This is a genomic window from Streptomyces sp. NPDC020875 (genome assembly GCF_040641415.1).
In the GTDB taxonomy this organism is placed as follows: domain Bacteria; phylum Actinomycetota; class Actinomycetes; order Streptomycetales; family Streptomycetaceae; genus Streptomyces.
In genome coordinates, this window is the sequence record NZ_JBFADP010000022.1 from 53,169 (window position 1) to 75,059 (window position 21,891).

A 21,891-nucleotide genomic window follows, 5' to 3' on the forward strand; every position below is an offset into this window, starting at 1 on the left:
AGTGGCGGGCCCGAGGGGCGCGGCCGGGGTCCGGGGGCGATGGACGAGTGCCGGGCTCAGTCGGTGGTGATGCCGCGTGCGGCAAAGATCTCCGCAGCGTCCGGCACCGTCAGGACGCCGTCTTCCACGAAGGTGACCTCACGCAGGTTGGGCAGGAGTGCGAGGTCGTCGAGCTGGCGGACGTCGAACAGATCGTCCTCGCCGTCCCAGGCGGGGGCGCAGTGGGTGAAGACGTCCGCGCCGGCGTCGAAGCACAGCTCCTCGACGCGGGCGAGGAGTTCGGCCGGGATCTCCAGGGCTTCGAAGTGGGCCCGGGACTCCGGCAGCACCGTGCTGTGGAGGCTGTTCTCCAGGGCGTAGGACGCGGGGTCGCCGATCCCTCGCTCGGCCAGCCGTGCGGGCAGGTCGTAGACCGGGAGGAGCGGTTCGGGGCCGTACATGAGCTCCTCGATGACGAGCAGCTTGAGGTTGAAGTCGCGGAACTGGCTCATGGGACAGGAGTACCACGGGGGTATGACACAGGACCTCCGCCCGGCGTGCCGGGGGCGGCCGTGCTCGGGCCTGCTCATCGCGAATCCTCGGCAGGAGGGGACGGCCCGGGCCCGCTCGAACAGATCCACCCGGGCGAGTCGGGCCCGCTCGGTCACCGTGGTGGTCAGTGGATGATGTCGACGGCGGTGACGACCAGGATGCCGGTGTGGACCCAGCGACGACGATCCCGGTCGGCAGGGGCAGCATCCGGCGGTCCTTGTCCCGGCTGTACGGGGCGAGGATGTGAGCCCGGTCCGCACGGTTCGGTGGCGAGTCGGCGCATCCCGTCGTCAACCGCGGCGCGGCCCTGCGCGTCCATCGACCGCCGCTGGGCGAGGGCCCGATCGGAGAACTGGATCCGGCAGCGGCTCACCGGGTCCGCGGTCCGGGGACCGCGTCGTCCAGGTCCTCCAGGGCGGAGTGCCGCCCAGCTCCCGCTCGAACTCCGCCAGCCGCACAGGGTCGTCGGCGAGGGCCTGGCGGACGCCGTCGATCGTCGCCGGGATCCATATCTGCCGCCCCTCGACGGGCGTGCTCCACCTCCTCTCCGGAGGTGCGCCGACCGGCCGACGGGTGTCACCGGGCGGGACCTACGAACGGCGGGCCAGTAGATGGGCGTCGAGGAAGCCCCGTTCGGAAGCCGGATCATGGAGCAGCCGGGCGAAGGGAACGAGCCCGGCATCAGCCAGCAGTTCGGCGAGGCGATCCGCTGGCCAGCTGTAGGCAGGCGCCACCTTGTGGTCGAACCGGACCGGTTCTGGTCCGTCGGTCCCGAAGAAGGAGACAAGGAGCAGGCCATCCGGCGCCAGGACGCGTACCTGTTCGGCGAGCAACTCCGGCAGTTCTCCCGGAGGAGTGTGGATCATCGAATAGTGTGCGAGTACGCCGCCGAGTGCCCCGTCCTCGATCGGAAGGGCTTCCATCCGCCCCTCCTGGAAGCGCAGCGCCGGATGGGCCCGCCGGGCATGGTCGACCATGCCGGGGGAGAGGTCGAGTCCGAAGGCGTCCAGGCCCAGTTCGTGCAGCATGGCCGTCAGATGTCCGGGTCCGCACCCGACATCCGCTGCCCGCAGGTTGCCCGTGGCGCGCACCAGTTCGGCGAAGGTGCCGATCATGGCCCGGGCGAACGGCTGTGTCTCCAGCCGGTCCGCGAACAGCGATGCGTACAGCTCGACGACCCCGTCGTACGCCGCTCTGGTCTCGTCCTGATGATTCGCCACGGGCAGGACTCTACAGCCGTTCTGATAGCAGAAGTTGGCGTCGCACTGGGCACTCGGAGCGGACCTCGGCGGTCTCCGGCACGGTTCCGAAGCCAGTGACCGCCGCCGAGAGGCCCGCACCACCCCGTCGCCTACATGCCCATCAATAGTCCGCTGCGGCTCGGCGGGGGCCGGTACTGGTATGCGGCGGACGGCGCTTCCCGGGCCCGGCCGGCGGCCGCGCGCCGCTGGGCGGCGGACGCCCGGGCCGCACCTTCCGCGGCGATGCGGCGGGCCGTGGTCTCGGCCCGGTGGAGTCGGCTCCTTGTCCCCACCGGGCGCCCAGGGTGACGCCCGGCCTTCTACGGCTCCAGCCGGGTACCGAGGACCTGGTGGCCGCGGCGGGCCTGGGCCTCCTCCTCCTCCTCCTCCACCACCACCTCGGCCCCCGGAGGCAGAGAGCGGGATGGTGGCGGCAAGCTGCTCGTCGGCCTGCGTGCCGTACGGACGCTCGGTCCACGACGGCGTCGCCGTCTCGCCGTCCGGCTCCCCGGCTCCCCGGCTCCCCGGCTCGGGACGGTCTCCCGGCGGGCTTCGGCGTCGACGTCGCGCCGCAGCGAGGATGTCTTCGCGTGGTGAGCGCATCCTGGCGGCCCGGGCGCGCCCGCAGTCCTCGCACGCCAGCGCCTGACGGACCGCGTCGGCGTCCGCGGCCCGGCGCTCGCGTTCCGCGTGCGGGCGGTCTCACCACCATGGAATCGAAGATGCGGCCCGGCACTGCGGCCGCCACATCCAGGGCCGAGAGAGATCAACGCCTTTGGTTTCCCGGTCTCCGCATGGCAATTGTTATCTCGGTGCTCGGCGGTGTGAGGAGACGAACCGGTCGTCCGCTGCGGAAGTCCTCGGCGAAGGACCTGGCCCCGGCGACGGCTGACAAGAGGGCGCGCCCGGCGGTCTGCTCCGTGAGATCCCCGGCCCGGCCGTCGCGTTCCCGTGAACCCTGTACCCCGCGGGCCGGGCCCGGGCCTCACCCTGCCGTGTTGTCCGTGGTGGGCGGCGGGGATGATGCCCTGGTGGTGACCAAACTTGAGCTCTTCGCGGACTACTTTCAGCTCCACGTCCTGGACGAACAGTCCGGAGGCGACTTCGGCGGCGTGTGGACCCGCCAGAGTGTCCTGGACGGGCTCGCCGTCCTCGACGACGCCCTGGCCATCGGCACGGCGGTCAACGACACCGTGACGGTCGGCGTCCACGTCCTCGCCCACCGGCCGGGCGACGACAGCGACGACTTCGACCACGTCGTCGAGGCGAGCCTCCACACCCCGTCGGGGCGGCTCGTCGTGATGGGCTGCACCGACTACCTCGACGACGCGGCCCGCATCGACGTGCCTTCCGGCTGGACCCGTATCCGGGCCTCGCGCCGGAACACAGCCGCCGCTGTCCGTCGGTCCGAGTCCGACGAGGAGCCCGAAGCCATCGAGGAGGTCCGGCTCCAGACCTGGCCGGGCCCGTACTCCCCGCCGCACATCATCAAGCGCTGGAACCCGGCGACACAGAACTAGACAGTGCCCCGTCCCGGGAGTGGCCCGAAATCCCAGACCGTGCCTCCCCACAGGGCCGGGGGAAGGACTGGAAACCGTCGCGTCACCTCAGTTCCCAGTGGGAATGCACGGGCGGTCGCATGCTCGGAGTAATCGGGGTTACATGGGGTGGAAAGACGAGGGGCGACGGCCGCCCACCACTCCCGCAGGGTGGCGCCAGCGGCCGGGAGCTCGCGCCCGTCGCACCGGTGTACGGCTTCTTCCTCCTCTTCGGGCCGTTGCTGTTCTTCCGGGCCTTTCCCGTCGCGGCCTGCCGGACGGCCCCGGCAACATCCACGCCGCTCTTCTCTCCCCAGCCGGGGCATAGGGGCTGCCGCCCGGAGTACCCCGCAGGGCGGCGCTTCAGCCGTGTTCGCCGGGCCCCGGACGCGGAGCCGGGACGGTTTCGGGTTCCGCGTCCGCCTGGGCTTTACGTCTCGTCGGGATCGGTGACGATCAGTCGGGGGTTGACGTCGGTCAGGGAGTGGGCGCAGTCCAGTTCGGCCGCGACCGACAGCAGTCGCTCGTACTCCGTTCGTTGCAGGGCGAGTTGGAAGGCATTGACCGTGTTGACGAGGTAGTCGATGGCCATATCCGGCTCGCCGTTCGCCACCAGGTCCCGTACCGAGGTCAGTGCTCCCACCAGAACGCCTCGCGCCGCGGCTCTCCGCTCCAGAGCATCCACCACCGCACACACCGATGCCGCTGTCGTCCGCGTCATGACCGCCGTCCATCCCGCATTTCCCGGGCCGCACGGTGACAGGCGAACCGTCCGGCGCGGGCGTCACGACCCCTACGGCCACGGATCCACCGCGCCCCGTCCCCGTGAGCGGGAATACCACGAAGCCGCTCCCCCGGCACCCCGGCCACGCTCACCATCACCGCCGCCCGGCTGATCAACCATTGACACCCTGACTCGGACCGGGACCGGGCGGGCACCCTGGCGCGGAGGGACGCAGCCTGGTACCGCCGCCAGTACCGTTCAGCGGGATCAAGCTCTCCAGGTGAGCGCCTTTGACCCAGGAGCCCAGCAGGTCGCGGTGCAGGGCCACGATGTCCTGGCGCAGTGCCAGGCCGAGGGCATCTCTCGTGAACGCGCGGCAGGTGGTAACGAACAGGGCGACGTCCGCGCGGTGCTCGAGACGGGCGGTGCCGACGAACTTCTGCATATCCTGCGAGGACACGCTCCGGTGCGCTGCGTACTTCTTGCACTGGATGACCAGTTTACGGCCGTCGGCCAGGTAGCCGACGACGTCGGCGCCGAGGTCGCCGCTCCGGCCGCTCACGACGACGTCTCGGCAACCGTCCCGACGGCACAGCTCCGCGATGTACATCTCGAATTCCTGCCACGTCAGGGCATCGACCTGGGTCATGGACAACTCGCGAGCCCGAGCCTCCTCCTGCGCCCGCCACGCCCTGTCCCGGCCGACCGCCTGGCGGTGCGCCCGCAGCAGCGCCCAGCAGGACCCGCCCAGCGCGGCCGCGGCAAGTACCGTCACCAGGACAGGCCACACCGTCGACCAGTTCGCGGCCCCCCACACCAAAGCGACCCCGGCCGCCACCGCGGCCCAGATCTGCACCTGTCTGCGGGTCTTCTTCTTCAAGCGCCGCCGACGTGCCGCCATCACTCCCCCGCTCCTCAGGTCCGTGGCCCGCAGGGCGCGCCGACGGACGCCGCCCGGCCTCCCCACTGACTGGCCTTCACCCCAGGGGCGGCTGGGTGGTGCCGCCAGCCTTCTTGTGTAGCGGGGCGTTGGTACTCTCGGGGGAGGATTGCTGGCGAATGGCACAAAGCCATCGGACCTGGCCGAATAACTCCCAGCCTTCCAATGGAAGGGTCGATGGCTGTCCAGGGTCTGCGTGCCCCGGCCGTGTCACCCCAGCGGACCCAGCCAAGCAAGCTCGCGGAGTGCGCCAAGCGAGGGACATGGCGGTGACCAGCTACGTCATCGCAGTGTTGAAGCCGTTTTTCCTCGCGCTCTCGCCGCCACCCTCCGCAGCCCCCGCCGCGAGGAGGGTGTCCACTATCCCAGGACGCTGTCGTCAGCGGCCGGGGCGACCAGGCCGCGCTCGGTCATCATCACCCCGATTGCCGCGCCGAGCCCGAGCGGCTCACAGCCGTCAAAACGTACGGCGGTACTTGAAGGTACGCGACAGCACAGTTATTAACTGGTAGCTGATGGATGTTCCCGGACGCCTCTCCCTGCGCGCACGTGCGAACAGCCCTCCGCGCGGGGGGCGTATCCAGTCGGACAGTGCGGTCAGGGCTTCGCCGTAGCAGTGTGCCGGGTCCGGAAGGCGGCGCGCGGCGGGGCTGTCCTACTCGGCCGGCAGACGGAGCATCGGTTCGAAGGCCGTGGCCTCCTCGCCCTCGACCGAAGGGAGGAAGCCGTCCGGGACGGTGCGGGCGGCCGTGGTAAGGAGGCGGGCCAGGACCTCGGGCTCGGTGGCCGGGGGGAGGCGGAGGGCGGCGAGGAGGCGGTCCCGGACCGCAGGGTGGTCCGGGTTGTCCTCGAGGTAGTCGGCGTTGAGCGCGGGGGGACGGAAGCCGGCCAAGGCGTCGTGCCAGGAGGGGAGCACGATGGCCAGCGTCAGGGCCTCGGCGAGGGACTCCGCGATGAGGGAAGCCTGGCCCTCGGAATCGGTGTAGAGGACGGGGCGGACGCGGTCGGAGCCGGCCGGGCCGCAGAGGTAGTAGGTGCCTCCCGCGTTGCAGCCGGCCACGGGTTGCACCGGGAGACCGGCCGGCAGGGCGATCGACTCGATGGGGTCGGTCCTCGTGAGGTCGAACTCACCGTCGCAGGCCAGGTACGCCTCGACCTGGGGGTCGGCGGCGATCCGGCGGAGCAGGGCCTCGTCGGAGAGGGCGGTCGGGTTGAGGCCGCGGGCGGCTTCGGGGGTCAGGGGGTGGCCCGCGAGGACGTGGCGGACGGTTTCGAGGGGGACGGGCCGCCCGTAGTCCTCCTCGAAGTGCGCCTGGACGGCCTCGGGGGAGCGGTCGGTGAGGAGGCGGAAGAGGTGCCCGGAGCCGTCCGGGTCCGGGCTGCCCGAGGGGAACTCGATGTCCGAGCCGGTGCGCCAGGCACTGCTGCCGGTCTCCCACCACAGGCAGGCGGTGACCCGCGGGGCGCCGAGGCCCTCGTCGACGAAGGCCGGGTTGTCCAGGAGCGGGCGCAGTGCGGCGGGCACCTCGTCGATGACACCGGGCCAGACCTGTTCGTCATCCGTGCCGTACGGGCTCATCTCCGACTCGTGGTCGAAGCCGCGGACGAGCACACCTGCCGGGGTGAAGAGGACGGAGAAGTCGTCACCCGAGCCGTTGTCCATCAGGGCCGCCTCCGTCCCAGGCCCCCAGGTGGTGGAGAAGGAGTAGCGGGAGAACCGTGGATCGCGGCAGATCGCCTGGTCCAGGACCGCCAGCGCACGCAGGTACGCGCGGAACTCGACGGGGTCCGGGAGGAGGGCGGCGGTCGTGTGCACGGTGTCCATGGGCTCATGTAAGCAGTCGGCACTGACATCCAGGGCGGTGGTCCGTCACACCTGCTCTCTCGCACAGAGAATGAAAAGCCCAGCTCACGCAGGCGGGGTAAGCACACTGCGAGGCATTGCTCCACAGACGCGGCATCGGTTCGCACAGGGGCGTCCTCGTGCAACGGCCCTCCACTTCGGAGAGGAGCCCGTCCTCCAGGGCGCGCCCGTTCTCGCCGTGTTCGTCTATGAACCGCTCGATGTCATGGAGGCAGGCGGTCGAGAAGTCGGCCTGGTACCCGGAGCTTCCGAGGCAGCGGGCGATCCATGCAGCGCTCGTGGCTCTGTCACCAAGAAGCGAAGTCATCAGCAGATCATCGCCCACTCGCCAGAACACCGCCGCCCGCGAGGCGGGCTCGACCCGCCGACCATGAGGCGCGGCCGGGTGGACGGTGCCGGGCGACGTCAGTGCCCGGCGACGGTAGATTTGTCAGTGGTGCGGTGAGGGTGTCGGCCGGGCGGAGGGCGGCGAGGGCGGCGTTGCACTCGGGGCGGATCTTCTCCCGGGTGCCGGTTTTCTCGACGTAGATCCGTACGCACCCCGCGTCCTTGAGGAGGCGGACCTGTCCGGCGAGGTCCTGGCCCCTGCTCGAGCGGAGACGCTGCTGTGGGGTTGACGGAGCGGCGACATCCCACTGACGCTCCAGGCCGTGGCGAAGACCGCGGTGGAGGCCGGACAGGCGCTGCACCTGGGCGACGAACAACCTGGTGAACAGGCGCAGCGCAGATAGCTTGCCGTAGCGGTCGATGTGGTCGAAGGCGAGCTGGTGGTCGGCGGCGCGGTTGCGCCAGTCCAGGACCTGCTCGCGGGTGAGCTCCTCGAGGACGAGCTCCTGGTCGTCGTCGACGTCGGCGAACTCCGGCTCCGCAGCGGGGACGACGACGGCCGGGCACGGCGCGGGCATCGCGACCGGAGCCACCGGCACGGCCGGGACGTCGTCGGCTGGCTGCGCGGTCGCGGCTTCGCCGCGGTCGGCCTTGGCGGCGGCCTGACGGGCGGGGACCTGCTCCCACTCGTGCTCGCGGGCCCACCCCTGTGCCGTCACCCGCTCGGGCAGCTGCCGGTCGGTGGCCGCGCGGCGCTGGGCGCGGCGGTCGGCCTGCCGGTCCTCCCGGCGCGGTCAGTCCTGGCCGGAGTCGAGCAGCACCCGGTCGTCGCACTGGGCATCGCCGCACTGCTGACGCTGGTGCAGGCCCCGGCCAGCAGCCAGCCCACCGGGCCGGTGATCGGACCGCCGGTGATCGGTTGCTCGTCCTTCGATAGAAGTGCACCAGCCTTCCGTGGTCGGAGACGGTTACCCACGGCGTCCCTCAAGAAGGTAGTCGCGCGTTGTGGAAGCAATTATGGGGAACGCCGGTTCTGCTGGGCGGTACGTCGGGCCCGGCGGGCGGCGATAGCGCCGGGGTCGGAACGCATGTGGGGTGGGACGACGAACTTCGGAATGTTGAAGAGGACTACGAGGATCTCCAGGAACACGCAGACAGGAATAGTGGCGACCGCAACCACGGCAAGGGCCGTGGTCGTCCAACCGTGGTTCGAATCGGAGAGCCCGGGCCCGAGGATCGGAACCTCCCCCGGGCCCATCTGCAGACGTCACCAGAAATACCGACGACTCACCGGGTAGGGCGCTGTAGTCAAAGACCTCTGGGCTCGTACGTCGCAGACATCACTGCCGCAGTCGATACGAGGATCGCGATGCCGAAAACGCTGTAGAGCCAGGTGGCCGAGAGGCGGTCCAGGGTGATTTTGCTCCCGGGAGTCTGCAGCTGGGCGAAGTAGTGCCGATGCATCCGGCGCCGGATCGGGAGCAGGGCAATCGGCATGGATCCGGCCGCGACGCTGTACAGGAACAGAACGACCGGCGTCGGCTCCGGTCCGATCAGCGCTGTCAGGCCGACCACGGCACAGAGGGCGGGGACCCCGAAGCAGGCACCCCACCTGCCGATCTTCCTGTTCCGCTCGACGACGGCTCGGACCGCTTCTGGCGCCTCGCCGGGCTCGGGCGGCAGCACCACGAACGTGATCGCAGCCGCCACGGTCGCCCCAACCGCGATCCACCACCAGGCCTGATCCGGAACCGAGAACAGCATCGCCCGTACCCCTTTCTCCCCCGACTCGCACTGAACGACAACAGCATCCACGTCTGACGAACACCGCACACTGCCCGTACCCGGCAACCTTCAGCTCCGTCCCCTGCACGGCTCAGCTCACTACGAAGCTCACCGAAGGCATCAAAGGCGCAGCAAGGCCGTATGCACCGAGGAAACGACGGACGTTGACCTCGGCATGGGACGGGGTACACGGAGCTGGATCGCGTCCGGCCAGAACTGCACCAGCCACCGCTCCACCCCTTCGGGAACTCCCAGCGCCGCCAGGCGCGCCACCTCGGCCCGCCCCGCGCACCGCACCCTCACCCGCCAGTACACCCCCTCGCGGCCCAGCAGCACGGTCTCCTCGATCGGCCCCGTCATCCCCCACACGTCCAACTCCCCCGACAGCGAGTAGAGCCTGGTGTCAGCGATGACGTCCCACTCCCCCGGTGCCTCCCCGGGCGGTTCGCCGTTCCACACCTCCACATCCATCACGGCCTCGTGCGTATGCCCCGCACTCTCCAGATCGACCCGCCCCACACGTCCGGCGACCACCGCCTCCCCCACACTCCACCCATCAGGCCACCGCACCGGAACACCCTCGTCATACGCCTCCTGCAGACATAATCCGTGGTAATCCACCCTCGGCCGAACCCGCTGCTCCCGCACCTTCAGCACCACCGCGCACCGCCCCCGGGCAACAGCTCTGCAGGACTACCGACTGTATGCCTCGTCACGCTCCGCGCCACCGGAACCGGTCACCCGGGTCAGGGCGCGGACATCACGCCCTGCCCTCGTCCAGCGGCGCGACCAGGGCGTCGGCCGCAGGAGCCGAGGACGCCGGGTTCTGCCCGGTGATCAGGACAAGGAGGTGCCCGGTCCCGAGGGGCGTTCTGCTTTGCTTACAGCGAGTCATGTTCCCGGTCAGCCCCCACCGGGTTCCCGGCTACCGGGCGTCGCGCCGTCGGCGGGCGCGCTCGAAATCGGCGACGTCCGGCATCCAGGGGCCGTGCGGTTCGAGTGCGGCGTAACCGCCTTCGACGAAGGCGCTCACCAGGGTCCGGTAGCCCCGCATGCCGTCGACCAGGCCGTACTCGACCCGGTACTGGGGCTCCGCCCCGTCCGAGCCCTCGCGCACAGTGGCGATGCGGGCGACGGAGTCCGCGTAGAAGTGGAGCTGGATGCCTTCGCCCCGCTCCTCGTCCTCGATGGTGAACACCTCGTTGTCCCCGGCGGAGCGATCGGCGACGAACTCCCAGAACTCCGCTCCGGCGGTACGGGGGCCGCCCGGGGACCACTTCGCCTCGGCACCCTTGTCGTCGGTGAACGCGAGGGCCCGTCCCCTCGCGCGGTCGCCGACGGCGTCCCCGCCGTCCTCCACCGGCAGGCTCCGGGCCCGGTTCGCGGCCTCCGAGCACATCAGGAAGCTCACGGTGCCCACTGCCTCGTCGGCGAGTCCGGGGTGCGCGCGGCGCACCGCCGTGTCGACCGCCGCCGCCATCCGGTCCCAGTCGCGCTTGTCCGTGGCGCGCTTTCCCCGGCGCGGATCGCGGTCGATCCGCATCCCGGCGCACGCCCGCTCCGCGGTGGCGATCACCCGCGTGACCCCGGCCAGCAGCCGGGGGTCGACGGCTTCGGGTATCCGCTTCGGGACCGTCGCGCCGTGCAGGTACCGGCCCGTGTACCGCAGGATCGCGGTGTCGAGCGGGCCGAGTGTCTCCCCTCGGTCGGCGCGGCGGCGGTTCGCCCGGTACTCCTGGGCCCGTTTCGTATCGGACGTCTCCGTCGCCGCGCGCATCGCCGCGCAGACCTGACCGCGTTCGAGCAGTTCGATATCGGCCCCGTGGGCGATGAGCCGGCCCTTGTCCCAGCGGATGCGCCGGAAGAGCGCGTCGACATCCGCGGGCGGGGAGAGGAGGACCGGGTCCAGGAGCGCGACGGCCGCGTCCTCGTCGAGCCCGCCCCTCGTACCGGCGGCGTCGCACAGCGGCAGGACGGCACTCCACAGCAGCAGATGTCTGGCCAGGTCCGCCCGGATCGCCGCGAGATGGGCCTCCCGGATCGGGAATGTGAAGGTGCGGGGGTCGTGGTTGGCGTCGGCCCCGGCACCGAGCATCAGCTTCAGTTCACCGTCCTCGCGGATCGCCTTCGGGATCCAGCCGTCGCGGGTGAAAACGATGTCTCTCATGGTGGTCAGTCTTTCCCATGCCTCGCCCGTCCGGCCCCGGGGAGCAGACCGCCCACCACCCCGGGGCCGCGCCGGGGTCTACCGGGTCGCGGCGGGGAGCGGGAAGCTGCGGCGTATCACGGCGTCGAAGGCGATGTCGGGCAGGATCCGGCGCGCGGTCATCACGGCCCGGGCCCTGGCGCCGATCGCGTAGCGGGCGCGGGGGCGGGGCGTGGTGGCGGCCCGGACTATGGTCCTGGTCGCCGTTTCGGCGGGTACCGCGCCGTTGCGGTGGGTGAAAGCCTTGTTGGCGTACATGTCGGCGAGTTCGGTGCGGAAGGCGGCGTACGGGTCGTCGGTCGCGGGGCCGTCCATGGTTCCGATGGCCGTACCGGCGAACTCCGTGATGGTGGGGCCCGGCTGGACGACCACCACCTTCACGCCGAAGGGCGCGACCTCCAGCCGCAGCGAGTCGCTGATCGCTTCCACCGCGTGTTTGGTCGAGTGGTAGAAGCCACAGCCCGGCGGGGAGAACCGGCCTCCCATGGAGGAGATGTTGACGATACGTCCGGTACCGGCGGCGCGCATGGCGGGCAGGACGAGCTGGGTGAGGCGGACCAGGCCGAAGACATTGGTCTCGAACTGGGCCCGGATCTCTTCGGGACCGGCCACCTCGATGGGCAGATGGAGTCCGTAGGCGGCGTTGTTGACCAGGACGCCGACCGCGCCGTGGTCGTGTTCGACCCGGCGTACGGCAGCGGTCATCGACTCCTCGTCGGTGACGTCCAGCGCCAGGGTGACGATGCCCTCGGCGGCCAGCTCGGCGAGGTCCCCGGGGCGTCGGGCGGATGCGTAGACGGGGTGGCCCAGGCGGTGCAGGGCGAGGGCTGTCTGCCGTCCCATACCGGACGAGCAGCCGGTGATGAGGACGGGGGCTGATGCGCTCACGGGTTCACGCCTTCCGGTGGAGGAGGTCCCAGACGGCGGACTCGGCGTCCGCCAGGGTCTCGGGCGACAGATCGGTGACGAGCAGCGGACGGATGCTCTTCAGCAGGCCCCCGAAGGCGCCGATGGCGAGGGCGACCAGCACCGCGGCGTCACCCGGGCGGATCGCCCCCGCGCGCTGGCCCCGTTCGATGATGTCCGCGGCGAAGGCGTCGATCTCGGCGGCCAGGACACGGCTCTCGGCGTCGAGGAACGTGTCGTGCTGCTGGTGTTCCAGGAAGGCGAAGGCCGCCGGGCTGCCCCCGGCGAAGCGGGTGAAGCCCCGCCAGATCTGTGCGAACTCCTTCCGCGGTGAGGAGGCCGGTCGCGCGGTGGCCTCGGTCAGTTCGGCGAGCAGGCCGCCCTTGGCGTAGCGGAAGACGGCGTTGCCGAGGGCCTCCTTGCTGGGGTAGTAGCGGTAGATGCTGCCCACCCCCACCTGCGCGTGATGGGCGACGGCGGGCATCTGTGTGCCCTCGTAGGTGCGTTCGGCGAAGAGGTGGAGGGCGGAGTCGAGGAGCCGGGAAGCGATGTCGGCGGAGGATCGAGGCACGGAATGAATATTCATTCCGCAGAGAGTGGATGTCAAGAGCCGTACACCGCGGATGCCCGTCCGTGACGGGGACTCACGAACGGGGCGGCACAGCGGTGGACGGGCGGAGCACGGCGTACGGCCGGACGCCCCGGCCCGGAGCGCGGCTGTCCGGGTGGACAGCCGGTCCGGGGCGGGGCCGGGTCGTCAGTGGCCGGGGACGGGTCCCGCGGGCCGGGGGTCGACCGGGTGTTCGGCCAGGGCGTGTACGGTCACCGTCATCCACGGCCATACCGGCAGGCCGGAGATGATCGCGTGGAGTTCGGTGGGGTCGGCGGCCTGCCACAGGCCCCAGTTCTCGGTCCGGCCGGGCACCCGCCACATGCGGACCAGGTGACCGGCGGCGGCCAGTTCGGCGGCGCGGAGGCGTTCGGCGGCGGAGACCGCCTCCTTCCGCTCCGGGTCCATGTCGTGGGGCCATTCGATCCGGATGTTGACCAGGAATTCCATGGTGTCCTTCGGGTGGTGGTGGCGGGTCAGTGGGCGAAGGGGTCGGCCGGGACCCCGTACTCGGTGATGACGGACTTGGTCTGGAGGAACTCTTCGACGGCCTCGATGCCGTTCTCCCGGCCGAGCCCGGACTGCTTGTGGCCGCCGAACGGCACGGACCAGTGGAGGAGCCGGTAGGTGTTCACCCAGACGACCCCGGCCTCCAGCCGGCTCGCGATCCGGTGGGCGCGTCCCGCGTCACGGGTCCAGACCCCGGCGGCCAGCCCGTACTCCAGGGAGTCGGCGACGGCGACCGCCTCGTCCTCGGTGGTGAACCGCCGGACCGTGGCGACGGGGCCGAAGACCTCCTCACGGTCGACGGCGGCCTCGGGCGGTACGTCCGCGAGGACCGTGGGCCGGTACCAGAAGCCGCCCTCCGGGACGGCGTCGGGCCGGTCCGGACGGCCACCGGCGATCACCCGGGCTCCGGCCGCGACCGCGTCGTCCACGTACCCCGCGACCCGTGCCAGCGCGGCCGCCGACGCCAGGGGGCCGATCTGGGTACGGGCGTCGCGGGGGTCACCGACCCGCAGCTCGGTCACGGCGGCGGCGAGGCGGTCGGTGAACTCCTCGTACACCTCGTTCTGGACCAGGATCCGCGAACCCGCCACACAGGTCTGTCCCGCGGCGGAGAAGGCGCCCTGCCGGGCGGCGGCCACGGCCGCGCCGAGGTCCGCGTCGGCGAAGACGAGCTGGGCGGACTTGCCGCCGGCCTCGCAGACGAAGCGTTTCATCCGGGCCGCGGCCCGGGCGCCGATTTCCCGGGCGACCCGGGTACTGCCGGTGAAGGTGACCATGGCGACGTCCGGATGGTCGGTGAGCAGCCGGGCCTCGTCGGCGCCGCCGATGACGGCGGTGACGACACCGGGCGGGAACCCGGCCTCAAGGGCCAGTTCGGCGAGGCGGATCGAGGAGGCGGGGGCCTGCGGCGGGGGTTTGAGAACGACGGTGTTGCCCGCGGCCAGGGCCGGGGCGAGCTTCCAGGACCCCAGGGACAGGGCGCCGTTGAAGGGCGTGAGGGCGGCGACGACTCCGAGCGGTTCGCGGCGGATCGTGGCGTGCGCGGTGGGGCCGAGGGTACGGGAGCGGTCCTCCAGGGTCTCCGCGACGGCCGCGAAGTAGCGGTACCAGCGGGCGAGGACGGCGACTTCGGCCCGGGTCGCCGCGAGGGGCTTGCCGTTGGCCCGGGTCTCCAGGGCCGCGAGTTCGTCCCGGTGGGCGGTGAGTACGTCGCCGAGCCGGTACAGGAGATCGGCGCGGGCGTGCTGGGGCAGGCCGCCCCAGGAGGGGGACCTCAGCGCGGCCCGGGCGGCGGCGACGGCGGTGTCCACGGCGCCGGGGTCCTGGTGGGCGGTGGCCCAGCGGGCACCGGTCGCGGGATCGACGAGGGGGATCTCCGTACCGGCGGGGGCGGCCCGGCGGTCCCCGGTGAACGAGGTCCAGACCGGCGGCGGGCCGGTGGCGGCGGGGTGCTCGGGCGAGGTCATGGTGTCGGGGTCCTTCCGGTGGTGAGCGCCTCGCGCACGGCGGGGCTGTCGTGGTGGTGGCAGGCCACGGTGTGATCCGCGGCGCCGTCCACGGCGGTGGGCGGCGGGGCTTCGGTACGGCACAGGTCGGTGGCGAAGGCGCAGGCCCGCTGGAAGCGGCAGCCGGGCGGCGGATCGGTGGGGTCGGGGGGTTCGGCCCGCAGCCGGGTGCCCGTGCCGGGCGCGGGCGCGCGGGGGTCGGGCAGGGGCACGGCGGCGAGCAGGGAATGGGTGTAGGGGTGGCGGGGCGCGTCGAAGACGGCGGCGCACGGTCCCGTCTCCATGACCCGGCCGCCGTACATCACGACGACCCGGTCGGAGATGTGCCGGACGACGCTCATGTCGTGGGAGATGAAGAGGAAGCTCACCTCGCCGTCCCGGCGGAGGTCCTTCAGAAGGTTGACGATCTGGCCCTGCACGCTGACGTCGAGGGCGGAGACGATCTCGTCGCAGACGATGAAGCGGGGCTCGACGGCGAGGGCGCGGGCGATGGCGGCCCGCTGCCGCTGCCCGCCGGAGAGTTCGTGCGGGTAGCGGTCGGCGAGTTCGGGGGCGAGTCCGACCCGGGCCAGCAGGGCGGCGGCCCGGTCGGGGGCCTCCGCCCGGGGGACCGTACGGTGGACCCGGACGACCTCGCGGATCATGGCGCCGATGGTCATCCGGGGGTTGAGGCTGGCGTACGGGTCCTGGTGGACGATCTGGACGGCGCGGGGCAGCGACTTGTCGGCGCGGAGCTCGGCGAGCGGGCGGCCCTCGATCAGGACGCGTCCGGCGGTGACCGGGGAGAGTCCGACCAGGGCCCGTCCCGTGGTGGTCTTGCCGCTGCCGCTCTCGCCGACGACGGTGACGATACCGCGGGCCGGGACGGTGAAGGAGACGCCGTCGACCGCGCGGGTGGCGCCGGTGACGCGGCGGAGCACTCCGGTCCGGACGGGGAAGCGGACTTCGAGGTCCTCGACGGTGACGGCGTCCGGGGCGGTGGGCGTACGGGATGTCATGCGGAGGCTCCTGCGGGGTGCGCCGCGCCCGCGGCGGGGGCGGGGTAGGGGCAGCGGACGTGGTGCGGGCCGGGACCGGGCAGGGGCAGCAGTTCGGGTACGGAGTCGGCGCAGGCGGGCCGTGCCTCGGCGCAGCGCGGCTGGAAGGCGCAGCCGGGCGGCGGGTCGGCGGGGTGGGGCGGGAAGCCGGGGATGTTGGGGAGCCGGTCGACCCGGTGGTCCATCCGGGGGACGGAGGCCATCAGGGCGCGGGTGTAGGGGTGGCCGGGGGTGTCGAAGAGCGCCGTGGTGGGCGCGGTCTCGACGATCCGGCCGCCGTACATGACGGCGATCCGGTCGGTGACACCCGCGACGACTCCCAGGTCGTGGGTGATCAGGACGAGCGCCATCCGCAGTTCCCGGCGGAGCCGGTCGATCAGCCCGAGGACCTGGGCCTGGATGGTGACGTCGAGGGCGGTGGTGGGTTCGTCGGCGATCAGCAGCCGGGGTTCGCGGCTGATCGCCATGGCGATCAGGACCCGCTGGCGCATACCGCCGGAGAGTTCGTGCGGGTAGGCCCGGAGCCGGTCCCGGGGGCCGGGGATGCCGACGAGGTCGAGGAGTTCGGCGCAGCGGTCGGCGGCGGAGCGGCGGCGGTGTCCGTCGTACCGGACGAGGGGCTCGGCCATCTGGGCGCCGACGGTCATCGCCGGGTTGAGGGCGGAGAGGGCGTCCTGCGAGACCAGGGCGATGCCGCTGCCCCGGATCTCGCGCAGCCGCTTCGGGCCGAGCCCGCCGATGTCGCGGCCGTCGAAGACGACGCGGCCGGAGATCTCGGCGCCTTCGTGGCCGAGCAGACCGAGGACGGCCAGCATGGTCTGGCTCTTGCCGCAGCCCGATTCGCCGACGACTCCGAGTGCCTCGCCCTCGGCGACGGCGAACGACACGTCCCGGACGGTCTCCAGGTCGGCGCCGGGGCCGCCTCGGTAGGCGACCTTGAGGTGTTCCACTTCGAGAACGGACACGCTGGTGCCTCCCGCTAGGCGAGTTTGATCTTGGGGTTGAAGTACGCCTGGGCCACGTCCACCAGGAAGTTGATGAGGACGAAGGCGACGGCGATCACCAGGATTCCGCCCTGGACGAGGGGGATGTCCCGGGTGGAGACGGCCTGGTGGAGGGCGAGGCCGATGCCCGGCCAGGAGAAGACGGTCTCGGTGAGGACGGCGCCGCTGAGGAGGAAGCCGGCCTGGAGTCCGATGACGGTGATGACGGAGGGCATCGCGTTGGGCAGGACGTGGCGGGTGACGACCCGGAGTTCGCCCAGGCCCCGGGAGCGGGCGGTGCGGACGTAGTCGTTGCCGATCACTTCCAGGACCGCCGACCGGGTCATCCGGGCGATCACCGCCAGGGACCAGGCCGAGAGGGTGATCACCGGCAGCACCATGTGGGCCGCGACGTCCAGCGGGCCTCCCCCGCCGATGGATGTCATCCCGGTGGCCGGGAGGATCCTGAGCTGGAGGGAGAAGACGACGATCAGGACGAGGCCGAACCAGAACGACGGTACGGAGTTGAGGAAGAGGACGCCGACGGTGAGTCCGCGGTCCCGGAGGGATCCCGGCTTCATGGCGGCCCAGGTGCCGATCGCCACTCCGGCGAGGGTCGCGACGACGATCGCGGTCCCGGAGAGCAGGACGGTGTTGAGCAGCCGTTCGGAGATCACCTCCGACACGGGGCGGCCGAAGGAGAGGGAGCGGCCGAGGTCGCCGCCGAAGAGGTTGCCGAGATAGCTGAAGTAGCGGGAGAGCGCGGGTTCGTCGAGGCCGAGGTCGGCGCGGAGCGCCTGCCGGTCCTCCTCGGACGAGGTGGGGCCGAGCAGGGCCGTGGCCTGGTCGCCCGGGATGATCTGGCCGAGTCCGAAGGTGGCGATGGTCACCCCGATGACGACGGGGATCATCTGGAGCGCCCGGCGCAGGGTGAAGGTCAGCATGGTGCGTCTCCTGGGCTGTTCACGACCGGCTCCATCGGGGCCGGAGGGTCCTTCGGGGGCGGCGGTCCGCGTCGCGCGCGGGCCTGGTCCCGCGGCTGCGGGGGTCGAGACGGTCCCGTACGCCGTCGCCGAGCAGGTTGAACCCGACGGCCAGGACGACGATCACGAGGCCGGGGATGGTCGCGACATGGGGCGAGGTGACCAGCAGGGCCCGGCCGCCGCTGAGCATCTGGCCCCAGTCGGGGGCGGGTGGCTGGGCGCCGAGCCCCAGGAAGGCGAGGCTGGCGCCGAGGATGACGTTCCGTCCGGTCTGGAGGGTGGCGAAGACGGTGAGTCCGCCGAGGAGGTTGGGGGTGATGTGGCGCAGGGCGATCCGGCGGTGCCCGTAGCCGAGGACTCCGGCGGCCTCCACGTACTGTTCCTGCCGCAGTGAGACGACGGAGCCGCGGACGATCCGGCCGAACTCGGGGACGGTGACCACGACCATGGCGACGACCATGGAGGTGAGTCCCGGTCCGAGGGCGACGCCGATGCCGAGGGCGAGCAGGATGCCGGGGAAGGAGAACATCACGTCGAAGAGGCGCATGAGGACGCTGTCGAGCCGGCCGCCGGCGTAGCCGGAGACGAGGCCGAGCACTCCGCCGATCAGCAGGGCGATCAGGGTGGGCACGACCGCGACCAGGAGGGCGAGTCTGCTGCCGTGCATCAGCCGGCTCAGGATGTCGCGGCCCACCTCGTCCGTGCCGAGGAGATGGCCGTCGCTGAGGGGGGCGAGGCCGATGGCCGCCGGATTCGTGGCGAGCGGGTCGGCCGGGGCGATCCAGGGCGCGAGCAGGGCGACGAGGACGGTGAGGGCGACGACCGAGCCGCCGACGAGGGTGGTGGTGTGGCCGCCGCCGAGGGCGCGCAGCCGTTCGCGCAGGGGCACGCGGGAGACGGCCCGGGGCTCGGGTGCCGCTGTGGCCTTCATGGCTGGGATCTCCTCACCGGCGGCGGATGGTGGTGTAGTCGATATAGGGGGACGGGGCCGCGACGACGCCCTCGACCTTGCGGCTGAGCAGCCTGGGCAGGCGGTCCTGGTAGAGGAAGACCCAGGGCGCGTCGGCCGCGATACGCTCGGCGGCCTCGCCGTAGAGGGCGGTCCGGGTCTCCTCCCGGGGTTCGGTGCGGGCTTTGTCGAGGAGGGCGTCGACGGCCGGGTCGGCGTACCAGCCCCGGTTCACGCCGTTCGGGGGGTGCAGGTCCCCGCCGAACATCCGCTCCAGGAAGTCCCCGGCGTCGGCGCCGGTGGTCCAGCCGTTGAAGGAGCCGTGGACGCCCTTCTTGTATCCGGCGCCCTCCTCGGCGACGAGCGAGGCGAACTCCATGTACCGGACCTCCAGCCGGACGCCGACCGCTTTGAGGTCCTGCTGGATCAGCGACATGATCTCGGTGGCCTGGGAGAAGCCGGGGCCGCTGTCGGGCGCCAGGAGCCGGATCGTCACGGGGGTGCGGACGCCGCTCTCGGCGATCAGCCGTTTGGCCAGGGCCGGGTCGTAGGGGTAGCGGTCTTCGGCGGCGGACGCGCGGTACGCCTCGTTGCCCCGGGGCAGCGGGCCCTGCGAGGGGGCGGTCTGGCCCGCGGTAAGAGTGGCGATGGCCGCCCGGTCGACGGCGTGGTTGAGGGCCCGGCGGAAACCGGCGTCGTCGGTGGGCGCGGTCCGGGTGTTGAGCCGCAGGAAGTACTGGTTGGCCGGGTCCGGGTACTGGACCGTCATGGTGCCCTGCCCGGCGAGCTGCCGGACCTGCTGGGCCCCGGCGCTGAGGATGGCGTCCACCTCGCCGGTCTGGGCGGCGATGGCGAGGGTCGTGGGGTCGCTGACGGACTCGACGATGATGGCCTCGGTCTTCGGCACCCCGCCCCAGTAGGCGGTGTTGTGCCGCAGGACGACACGTTTGCCGTGGTCGGCGGATTTCTGGCGGTAGGGGCCGGTTCCGACGGGGTGGAGTCCGATGTCGTCGGGGTCGTGCGCGCGCAGCGTCGCGGGGCTGATCAGCGACATCCGGCGGTCGGTGAGGACGCGCGGCAGACCGGTGTACGGCTTGGTGAGCCGGAGGGCGACGGTATGGGTGCCGCGTACCTCCACCCGGTCGATCCACCGGGTCAGGAACTTCATGTTCCCGGCGGCGGTGGCGTCGTACACCGGGGACTTCTCGTCGGTGATCCGGTCGAAGTTGAGTTTCACGGCCCCGGCGTCGAAGGGGGTGCCGTCGGCGAAGTCGACGCCCGTGCGCAGGGCGAGGGTGTAGGTGAGGGCGTCCGGCGACATCTGCCAGGAGGTGGCGAGGGCCGGGCGCAGCCGGGGTGCCCGGTCGGACTCGGTGGTGAGGTCCTCGCGGATGAGAGGGTCGAAGAGCGCGTCGACGACCCGGAGGCCGACGGTGCCCGAGAGCCGGTGCGGATCGAGGACGGGGATCTCGCCCTCGGCGCCGATGACGAGGGTGCCGGGGTCCCGGCCGAAGGCGGGCGGGGAGGTGCAGCCGGTGAGCAGCAGCCCGGCGACGGCCAGCGTGCCGAGCACTCGGCGGACGCCGCGGACACGGCGGGCGGTGGCCCCGGGTGGCCGGGGCGGACCGGGGCGGTGCGGGGTTCTCATGGGTGCGGCCTTTGTTCGTCGTGGGCGAGGTCGCTCAGGACCACGGCGGCGGCGTTCCTGCCGGGCGTACCGGTGACATAGCCGCCCGGCCAGGTTCCGCTGCCGCCGACGTAGAAGCCGGGCAGCGGGGTGCGGTAGCCCGCGAGGGCGGGATGCGGGCGGCTGCCGAAGAGCCCGCCGGGGAGCATGTCGCCGTGGGTGATGTTGCTGCCCTCCAGGCCGACTTCGGCCTCGATCTGCACGGGGTTCATGAAGCGGTGGGCCACGATCCGGTCGGCGATCCCGGGCATCAGCAGGCCGAGTTGTTCGACGCAGCGGCGGCCGAAGTGTTCGGTGCGGGCGGCGTCCCAGGGTCCGTCGTGCGGCCGGTAGGGCGCGTGCCAGGCGTTGACGCTGATCAGCTGGGTGGTGCCGGGGGTGAGCCCGGGCGAGGTGAGGGTGGGGGTCAGGCCCCACATCAGGATCTCGTCCGCGGTCCGGCCCGCCAGCGCCTCGGTGATCGCGGTCTCGATGCTCGCGGGCGACGAGCCGAACCGGAACTGGCAGGCCCGTACGGCGTCGGGGTCGGCGTCCTCGGGGAGGCCCGTGTAGGGCGGCAGCGAGTCGACTTCCAGGACGACCTTGAAGGCGGAGCCGCGGAGGGGTTCGGCGAGTACGGCGTCGCCGATGGCGGGGTCCATCGCCCCCTCGCCGAGGAGGTCGCGGAAGAGGTGGTGGGGGTTGACGGTGGAGATCACCCGGGCGGCGTGGAACTCCTCGCCGGTGGGGGTGGCGACGCCGTACACCCCGTCGGGGCCGTGCAGGATCCGGGCGGCGGGGGTGCCGGTGCGCAGTTCGACCCCGTGTTCCCGGCAGGCACCGGCCAGGGCCTCGACGATGGCGCTCATCGAGCCGACCGGCAGTCCGGTGGAGCCGCGGAGCGCGACGCGCTCCGCGGCGTCCGGTCCCCCGCCGCCCGCGGCGGCGAGGGCGAAGGGGCGCATCATCAGTCCCACGGCGCTGCCGGGTGTGCTCGGCGGCACCAGCTGGGCGTTGAGGGCGAGCAGCATGAGCAGCGCCTTGGCCCGGTCGGAGCGGAGGTGGCTGTCGAGCAGCGCCGTGAGCCCGCCTTCGAAGACGGCTTCGAAGAGCCGGATGTCCACCGGATCGGACAAACGTTTCTTCAGAACGTCCACCGACGGTGGCGTACGGTCCGGGGTGACTCCGAGCCGGGCGCCCAGCCGCTCCAGGCCCTCGATCAGGGCGCGGTAGCGGCCGGCCTCGCCCGGCGCGAAGGCGTCCAGCTGGGCGTCCACCCGGGCGGGATCGCGCCAGCCGATGAAGCAGCCCTCGTCGAACCGGTGGACCACGGTCGGGTCCACGCGCACGAACCGCAGTCCGTGCCGGTCGAGGCCGAGTTCGGCGACGACGGCCGGATTGAGCGAGCCCGGCGAGTTGGTGAAGGCCAGCCGACGGCCGGGCAGGAACTCGTATGCCCCGCAGGGGCCGCCGAGTCCGGGCCGGGATTCGAGCAGCGCGACCTTCAGCCCGGCGCGTCCCAGATAGGCGGCGGTCACCAGTCCGTTGTGGCCACCGCCGACGATCACTGCGTCGTAGCGGTTCAT

General features: G+C 71.9%; 21 protein-coding genes. 1 reads left to right on the top strand and 20 read right to left on the bottom strand.

The features are described 5' to 3' along the window. Positions 1-56: 56 nt before the first annotated feature. The 3 genes from AB0G74_RS15055 to AB0G74_RS15065 form a co-directional block, all read right to left on the bottom strand. On the bottom strand, positions 57-491 hold the full coding sequence (locus tag AB0G74_RS15055; protein ID WP_361145458.1) for a hypothetical protein: 435 nt from the start codon (positions 489-491) through the stop codon (positions 57-59). Positions 492-655: 164 nt separating this feature from the next. Next, positions 656-904 carry a hypothetical protein gene (locus AB0G74_RS15060; RefSeq protein WP_361145461.1) on the bottom strand — a complete coding sequence of 83 codons (249 nt, stop codon included), beginning with the start codon at positions 902-904 and terminating at the stop codon, positions 656-658. Positions 905-1,121: 217 nt separating this feature from the next. Then, a complete protein-coding gene (locus AB0G74_RS15065; RefSeq protein ID WP_361145464.1) occupies positions 1,122-1,751 on the bottom strand; it encodes a class I SAM-dependent methyltransferase in 630 nt (209 codons plus the stop codon). A gap of 1,055 nt (positions 1,752-2,806) precedes the next feature. On the opposite strand from AB0G74_RS15065, the gene AB0G74_RS15070 reads away from it, so the two are divergent. Further along, positions 2,807-3,292: a hypothetical protein gene (locus AB0G74_RS15070; RefSeq protein WP_361145467.1), complete on the top strand. Its 486-nt coding sequence runs from the start codon at positions 2,807-2,809 to the stop codon at positions 3,290-3,292. Positions 3,293-3,740: 448 nt separating this feature from the next. Here AB0G74_RS15070 and AB0G74_RS15075 read toward each other — a convergent pair whose 3' ends face one another. From AB0G74_RS15075 to AB0G74_RS15155, 17 genes are all read right to left on the bottom strand, one after another. After that, positions 3,741-3,953 carry a hypothetical protein gene (locus tag AB0G74_RS15075; RefSeq protein WP_361145470.1) on the bottom strand — a complete coding sequence of 71 codons (213 nt, stop codon included), beginning with the start codon at positions 3,951-3,953 and terminating at the stop codon, positions 3,741-3,743. 253 nt (positions 3,954-4,206) lie between these two features. Continuing rightward, the gene (locus AB0G74_RS15080; protein WP_361145473.1) at positions 4,207-4,935 is read right to left on the bottom strand and encodes a restriction endonuclease; all 729 of its coding nucleotides are present in this window, start codon (positions 4,933-4,935) and stop codon (positions 4,207-4,209) included. A 694-nt stretch (positions 4,936-5,629) separates the two neighbouring features. After that, entirely contained in the window at positions 5,630-6,799 is a 1,170-nt protein-coding gene (locus tag AB0G74_RS15085) for a hypothetical protein (protein WP_361145476.1), read from the bottom strand. Between the two features lie 353 nt (positions 6,800-7,152). Next, on the bottom strand, positions 7,153-7,884 hold the full coding sequence (locus AB0G74_RS15090) for a hypothetical protein (RefSeq protein WP_361145479.1): 732 nt from the start codon (positions 7,882-7,884) through the stop codon (positions 7,153-7,155). A 589-nt stretch (positions 7,885-8,473) separates the two neighbouring features. Further along, a complete protein-coding gene (locus tag AB0G74_RS15095; RefSeq protein WP_361145482.1) occupies positions 8,474-8,929 on the bottom strand; it encodes a hypothetical protein in 456 nt (151 codons plus the stop codon). Between the two features lie 141 nt (positions 8,930-9,070). After that, positions 9,071-9,484, bottom strand: coding sequence for a hypothetical protein (locus AB0G74_RS15100; RefSeq protein ID WP_361145485.1), 414 nt, complete (start codon positions 9,482-9,484; stop codon positions 9,071-9,073). A gap of 391 nt (positions 9,485-9,875) precedes the next feature. Beyond that, positions 9,876-11,117, bottom strand: a complete 1,242-nt coding sequence (locus AB0G74_RS15105; RefSeq protein ID WP_361145487.1) for a DUF6357 family protein — start codon at positions 11,115-11,117, stop codon at positions 9,876-9,878. Between the two features lie 78 nt (positions 11,118-11,195). Next, positions 11,196-12,044 (bottom strand): SDR family NAD(P)-dependent oxidoreductase, encoded by an 849-nt coding sequence (locus AB0G74_RS15110; protein WP_361145490.1) that lies wholly within the window; start codon positions 12,042-12,044, stop codon positions 11,196-11,198. A 4-nt stretch (positions 12,045-12,048) separates the two neighbouring features. After that, positions 12,049-12,633, bottom strand: coding sequence for a TetR/AcrR family transcriptional regulator (locus AB0G74_RS15115; protein WP_361145493.1), 585 nt, complete (start codon positions 12,631-12,633; stop codon positions 12,049-12,051). Positions 12,634-12,819: 186 nt separating this feature from the next. Continuing rightward, a complete protein-coding gene (locus tag AB0G74_RS15120; protein WP_361145495.1) occupies positions 12,820-13,122 on the bottom strand; it encodes a muconolactone Delta-isomerase family protein in 303 nt (100 codons plus the stop codon). Between the two features lie 26 nt (positions 13,123-13,148). After that, a complete protein-coding gene (locus AB0G74_RS15125) occupies positions 13,149-14,648 on the bottom strand; it encodes an aldehyde dehydrogenase family protein (protein ID WP_361145498.1) in 1,500 nt (499 codons plus the stop codon). Then, positions 14,645-15,685 carry an oligopeptide/dipeptide ABC transporter ATP-binding protein gene (locus AB0G74_RS15130; RefSeq protein WP_361145501.1) on the bottom strand — a complete coding sequence of 347 codons (1,041 nt, stop codon included), beginning with the start codon at positions 15,683-15,685 and terminating at the stop codon, positions 14,645-14,647. Before AB0G74_RS15130 ends, AB0G74_RS15125 begins: the two co-directional genes overlap by 4 nt. Continuing rightward, entirely contained in the window at positions 15,682-16,689 is a 1,008-nt protein-coding gene (locus tag AB0G74_RS15135) for an ABC transporter ATP-binding protein (RefSeq protein ID WP_361145503.1), read from the bottom strand. Before AB0G74_RS15135 ends, AB0G74_RS15130 begins: the two co-directional genes overlap by 4 nt. Positions 16,690-16,703: 14 nt before the next feature. Then, complete coding sequence (locus AB0G74_RS15140; RefSeq protein WP_361145506.1) at positions 16,704-17,651, bottom strand: ABC transporter permease; 948 nt, start codon at positions 17,649-17,651, stop codon at positions 16,704-16,706. Positions 17,652-17,670: 19 nt separating this feature from the next. Continuing rightward, complete coding sequence (locus tag AB0G74_RS15145) at positions 17,671-18,621, bottom strand: ABC transporter permease (RefSeq protein WP_361145509.1); 951 nt, start codon at positions 18,619-18,621, stop codon at positions 17,671-17,673. A gap of 13 nt (positions 18,622-18,634) precedes the next feature. Next, positions 18,635-20,287: an ABC transporter substrate-binding protein gene (locus AB0G74_RS15150; protein ID WP_361145512.1), complete on the bottom strand. Its 1,653-nt coding sequence runs from the start codon at positions 20,285-20,287 to the stop codon at positions 18,635-18,637. Then, complete coding sequence (locus AB0G74_RS15155; protein WP_361145515.1) at positions 20,284-21,891, bottom strand: NAD(P)/FAD-dependent oxidoreductase; 1,608 nt, start codon at positions 21,889-21,891, stop codon at positions 20,284-20,286. Before AB0G74_RS15155 ends, AB0G74_RS15150 begins: the two co-directional genes overlap by 4 nt.

What these genes read in the sequence shown, in the direction of transcription:
- AB0G74_RS15130 (WP_361145501.1), bottom strand. Translation starts at nt 15,685, where the DNA reads ATGACATCCCGTACGCCCACCGCCCCGGACGCCGTCACCGTCGAGGAC.
- AB0G74_RS15155 (WP_361145515.1), bottom strand. Translation starts at nt 21,891, where the DNA reads ATGAACCGCTACGACGCAGTGATCGTCGGCGGTGGCCACAACGGACTG.
- AB0G74_RS15085 (WP_361145476.1), bottom strand. Translation starts at nt 6,799, where the DNA reads ATGGACACCGTGCACACGACCGCCGCCCTCCTCCCGGACCCCGTCGAG.
- AB0G74_RS15125 (WP_361145498.1), bottom strand. Translation starts at nt 14,648, where the DNA reads ATGACCTCGCCCGAGCACCCCGCCGCCACCGGCCCGCCGCCGGTCTGG.
- AB0G74_RS15080 (WP_361145473.1), bottom strand. Translation starts at nt 4,935, where the DNA reads ATGGCGGCACGTCGGCGGCGCTTGAAGAAGAAGACCCGCAGACAGGTG.
- AB0G74_RS15055 (WP_361145458.1), bottom strand. Translation starts at nt 491, where the DNA reads ATGAGCCAGTTCCGCGACTTCAACCTCAAGCTGCTCGTCATCGAGGAG.
- AB0G74_RS15105 (WP_361145487.1), bottom strand. Translation starts at nt 11,117, where the DNA reads ATGAGAGACATCGTTTTCACCCGCGACGGCTGGATCCCGAAGGCGATC.
- AB0G74_RS15145 (WP_361145509.1), bottom strand. Translation starts at nt 18,621, where the DNA reads ATGAAGGCCACAGCGGCACCCGAGCCCCGGGCCGTCTCCCGCGTGCCC.
- AB0G74_RS15120 (WP_361145495.1), bottom strand. Translation starts at nt 13,122, where the DNA reads ATGGAATTCCTGGTCAACATCCGGATCGAATGGCCCCACGACATGGAC.
- AB0G74_RS15095 (WP_361145482.1), bottom strand. Translation starts at nt 8,929, where the DNA reads ATGCTGTTCTCGGTTCCGGATCAGGCCTGGTGGTGGATCGCGGTTGGG.
- AB0G74_RS15140 (WP_361145506.1), bottom strand. Translation starts at nt 17,651, where the DNA reads ATGCTGACCTTCACCCTGCGCCGGGCGCTCCAGATGATCCCCGTCGTC.
- AB0G74_RS15150 (WP_361145512.1), bottom strand. Translation starts at nt 20,287, where the DNA reads ATGAGAACCCCGCACCGCCCCGGTCCGCCCCGGCCACCCGGGGCCACC.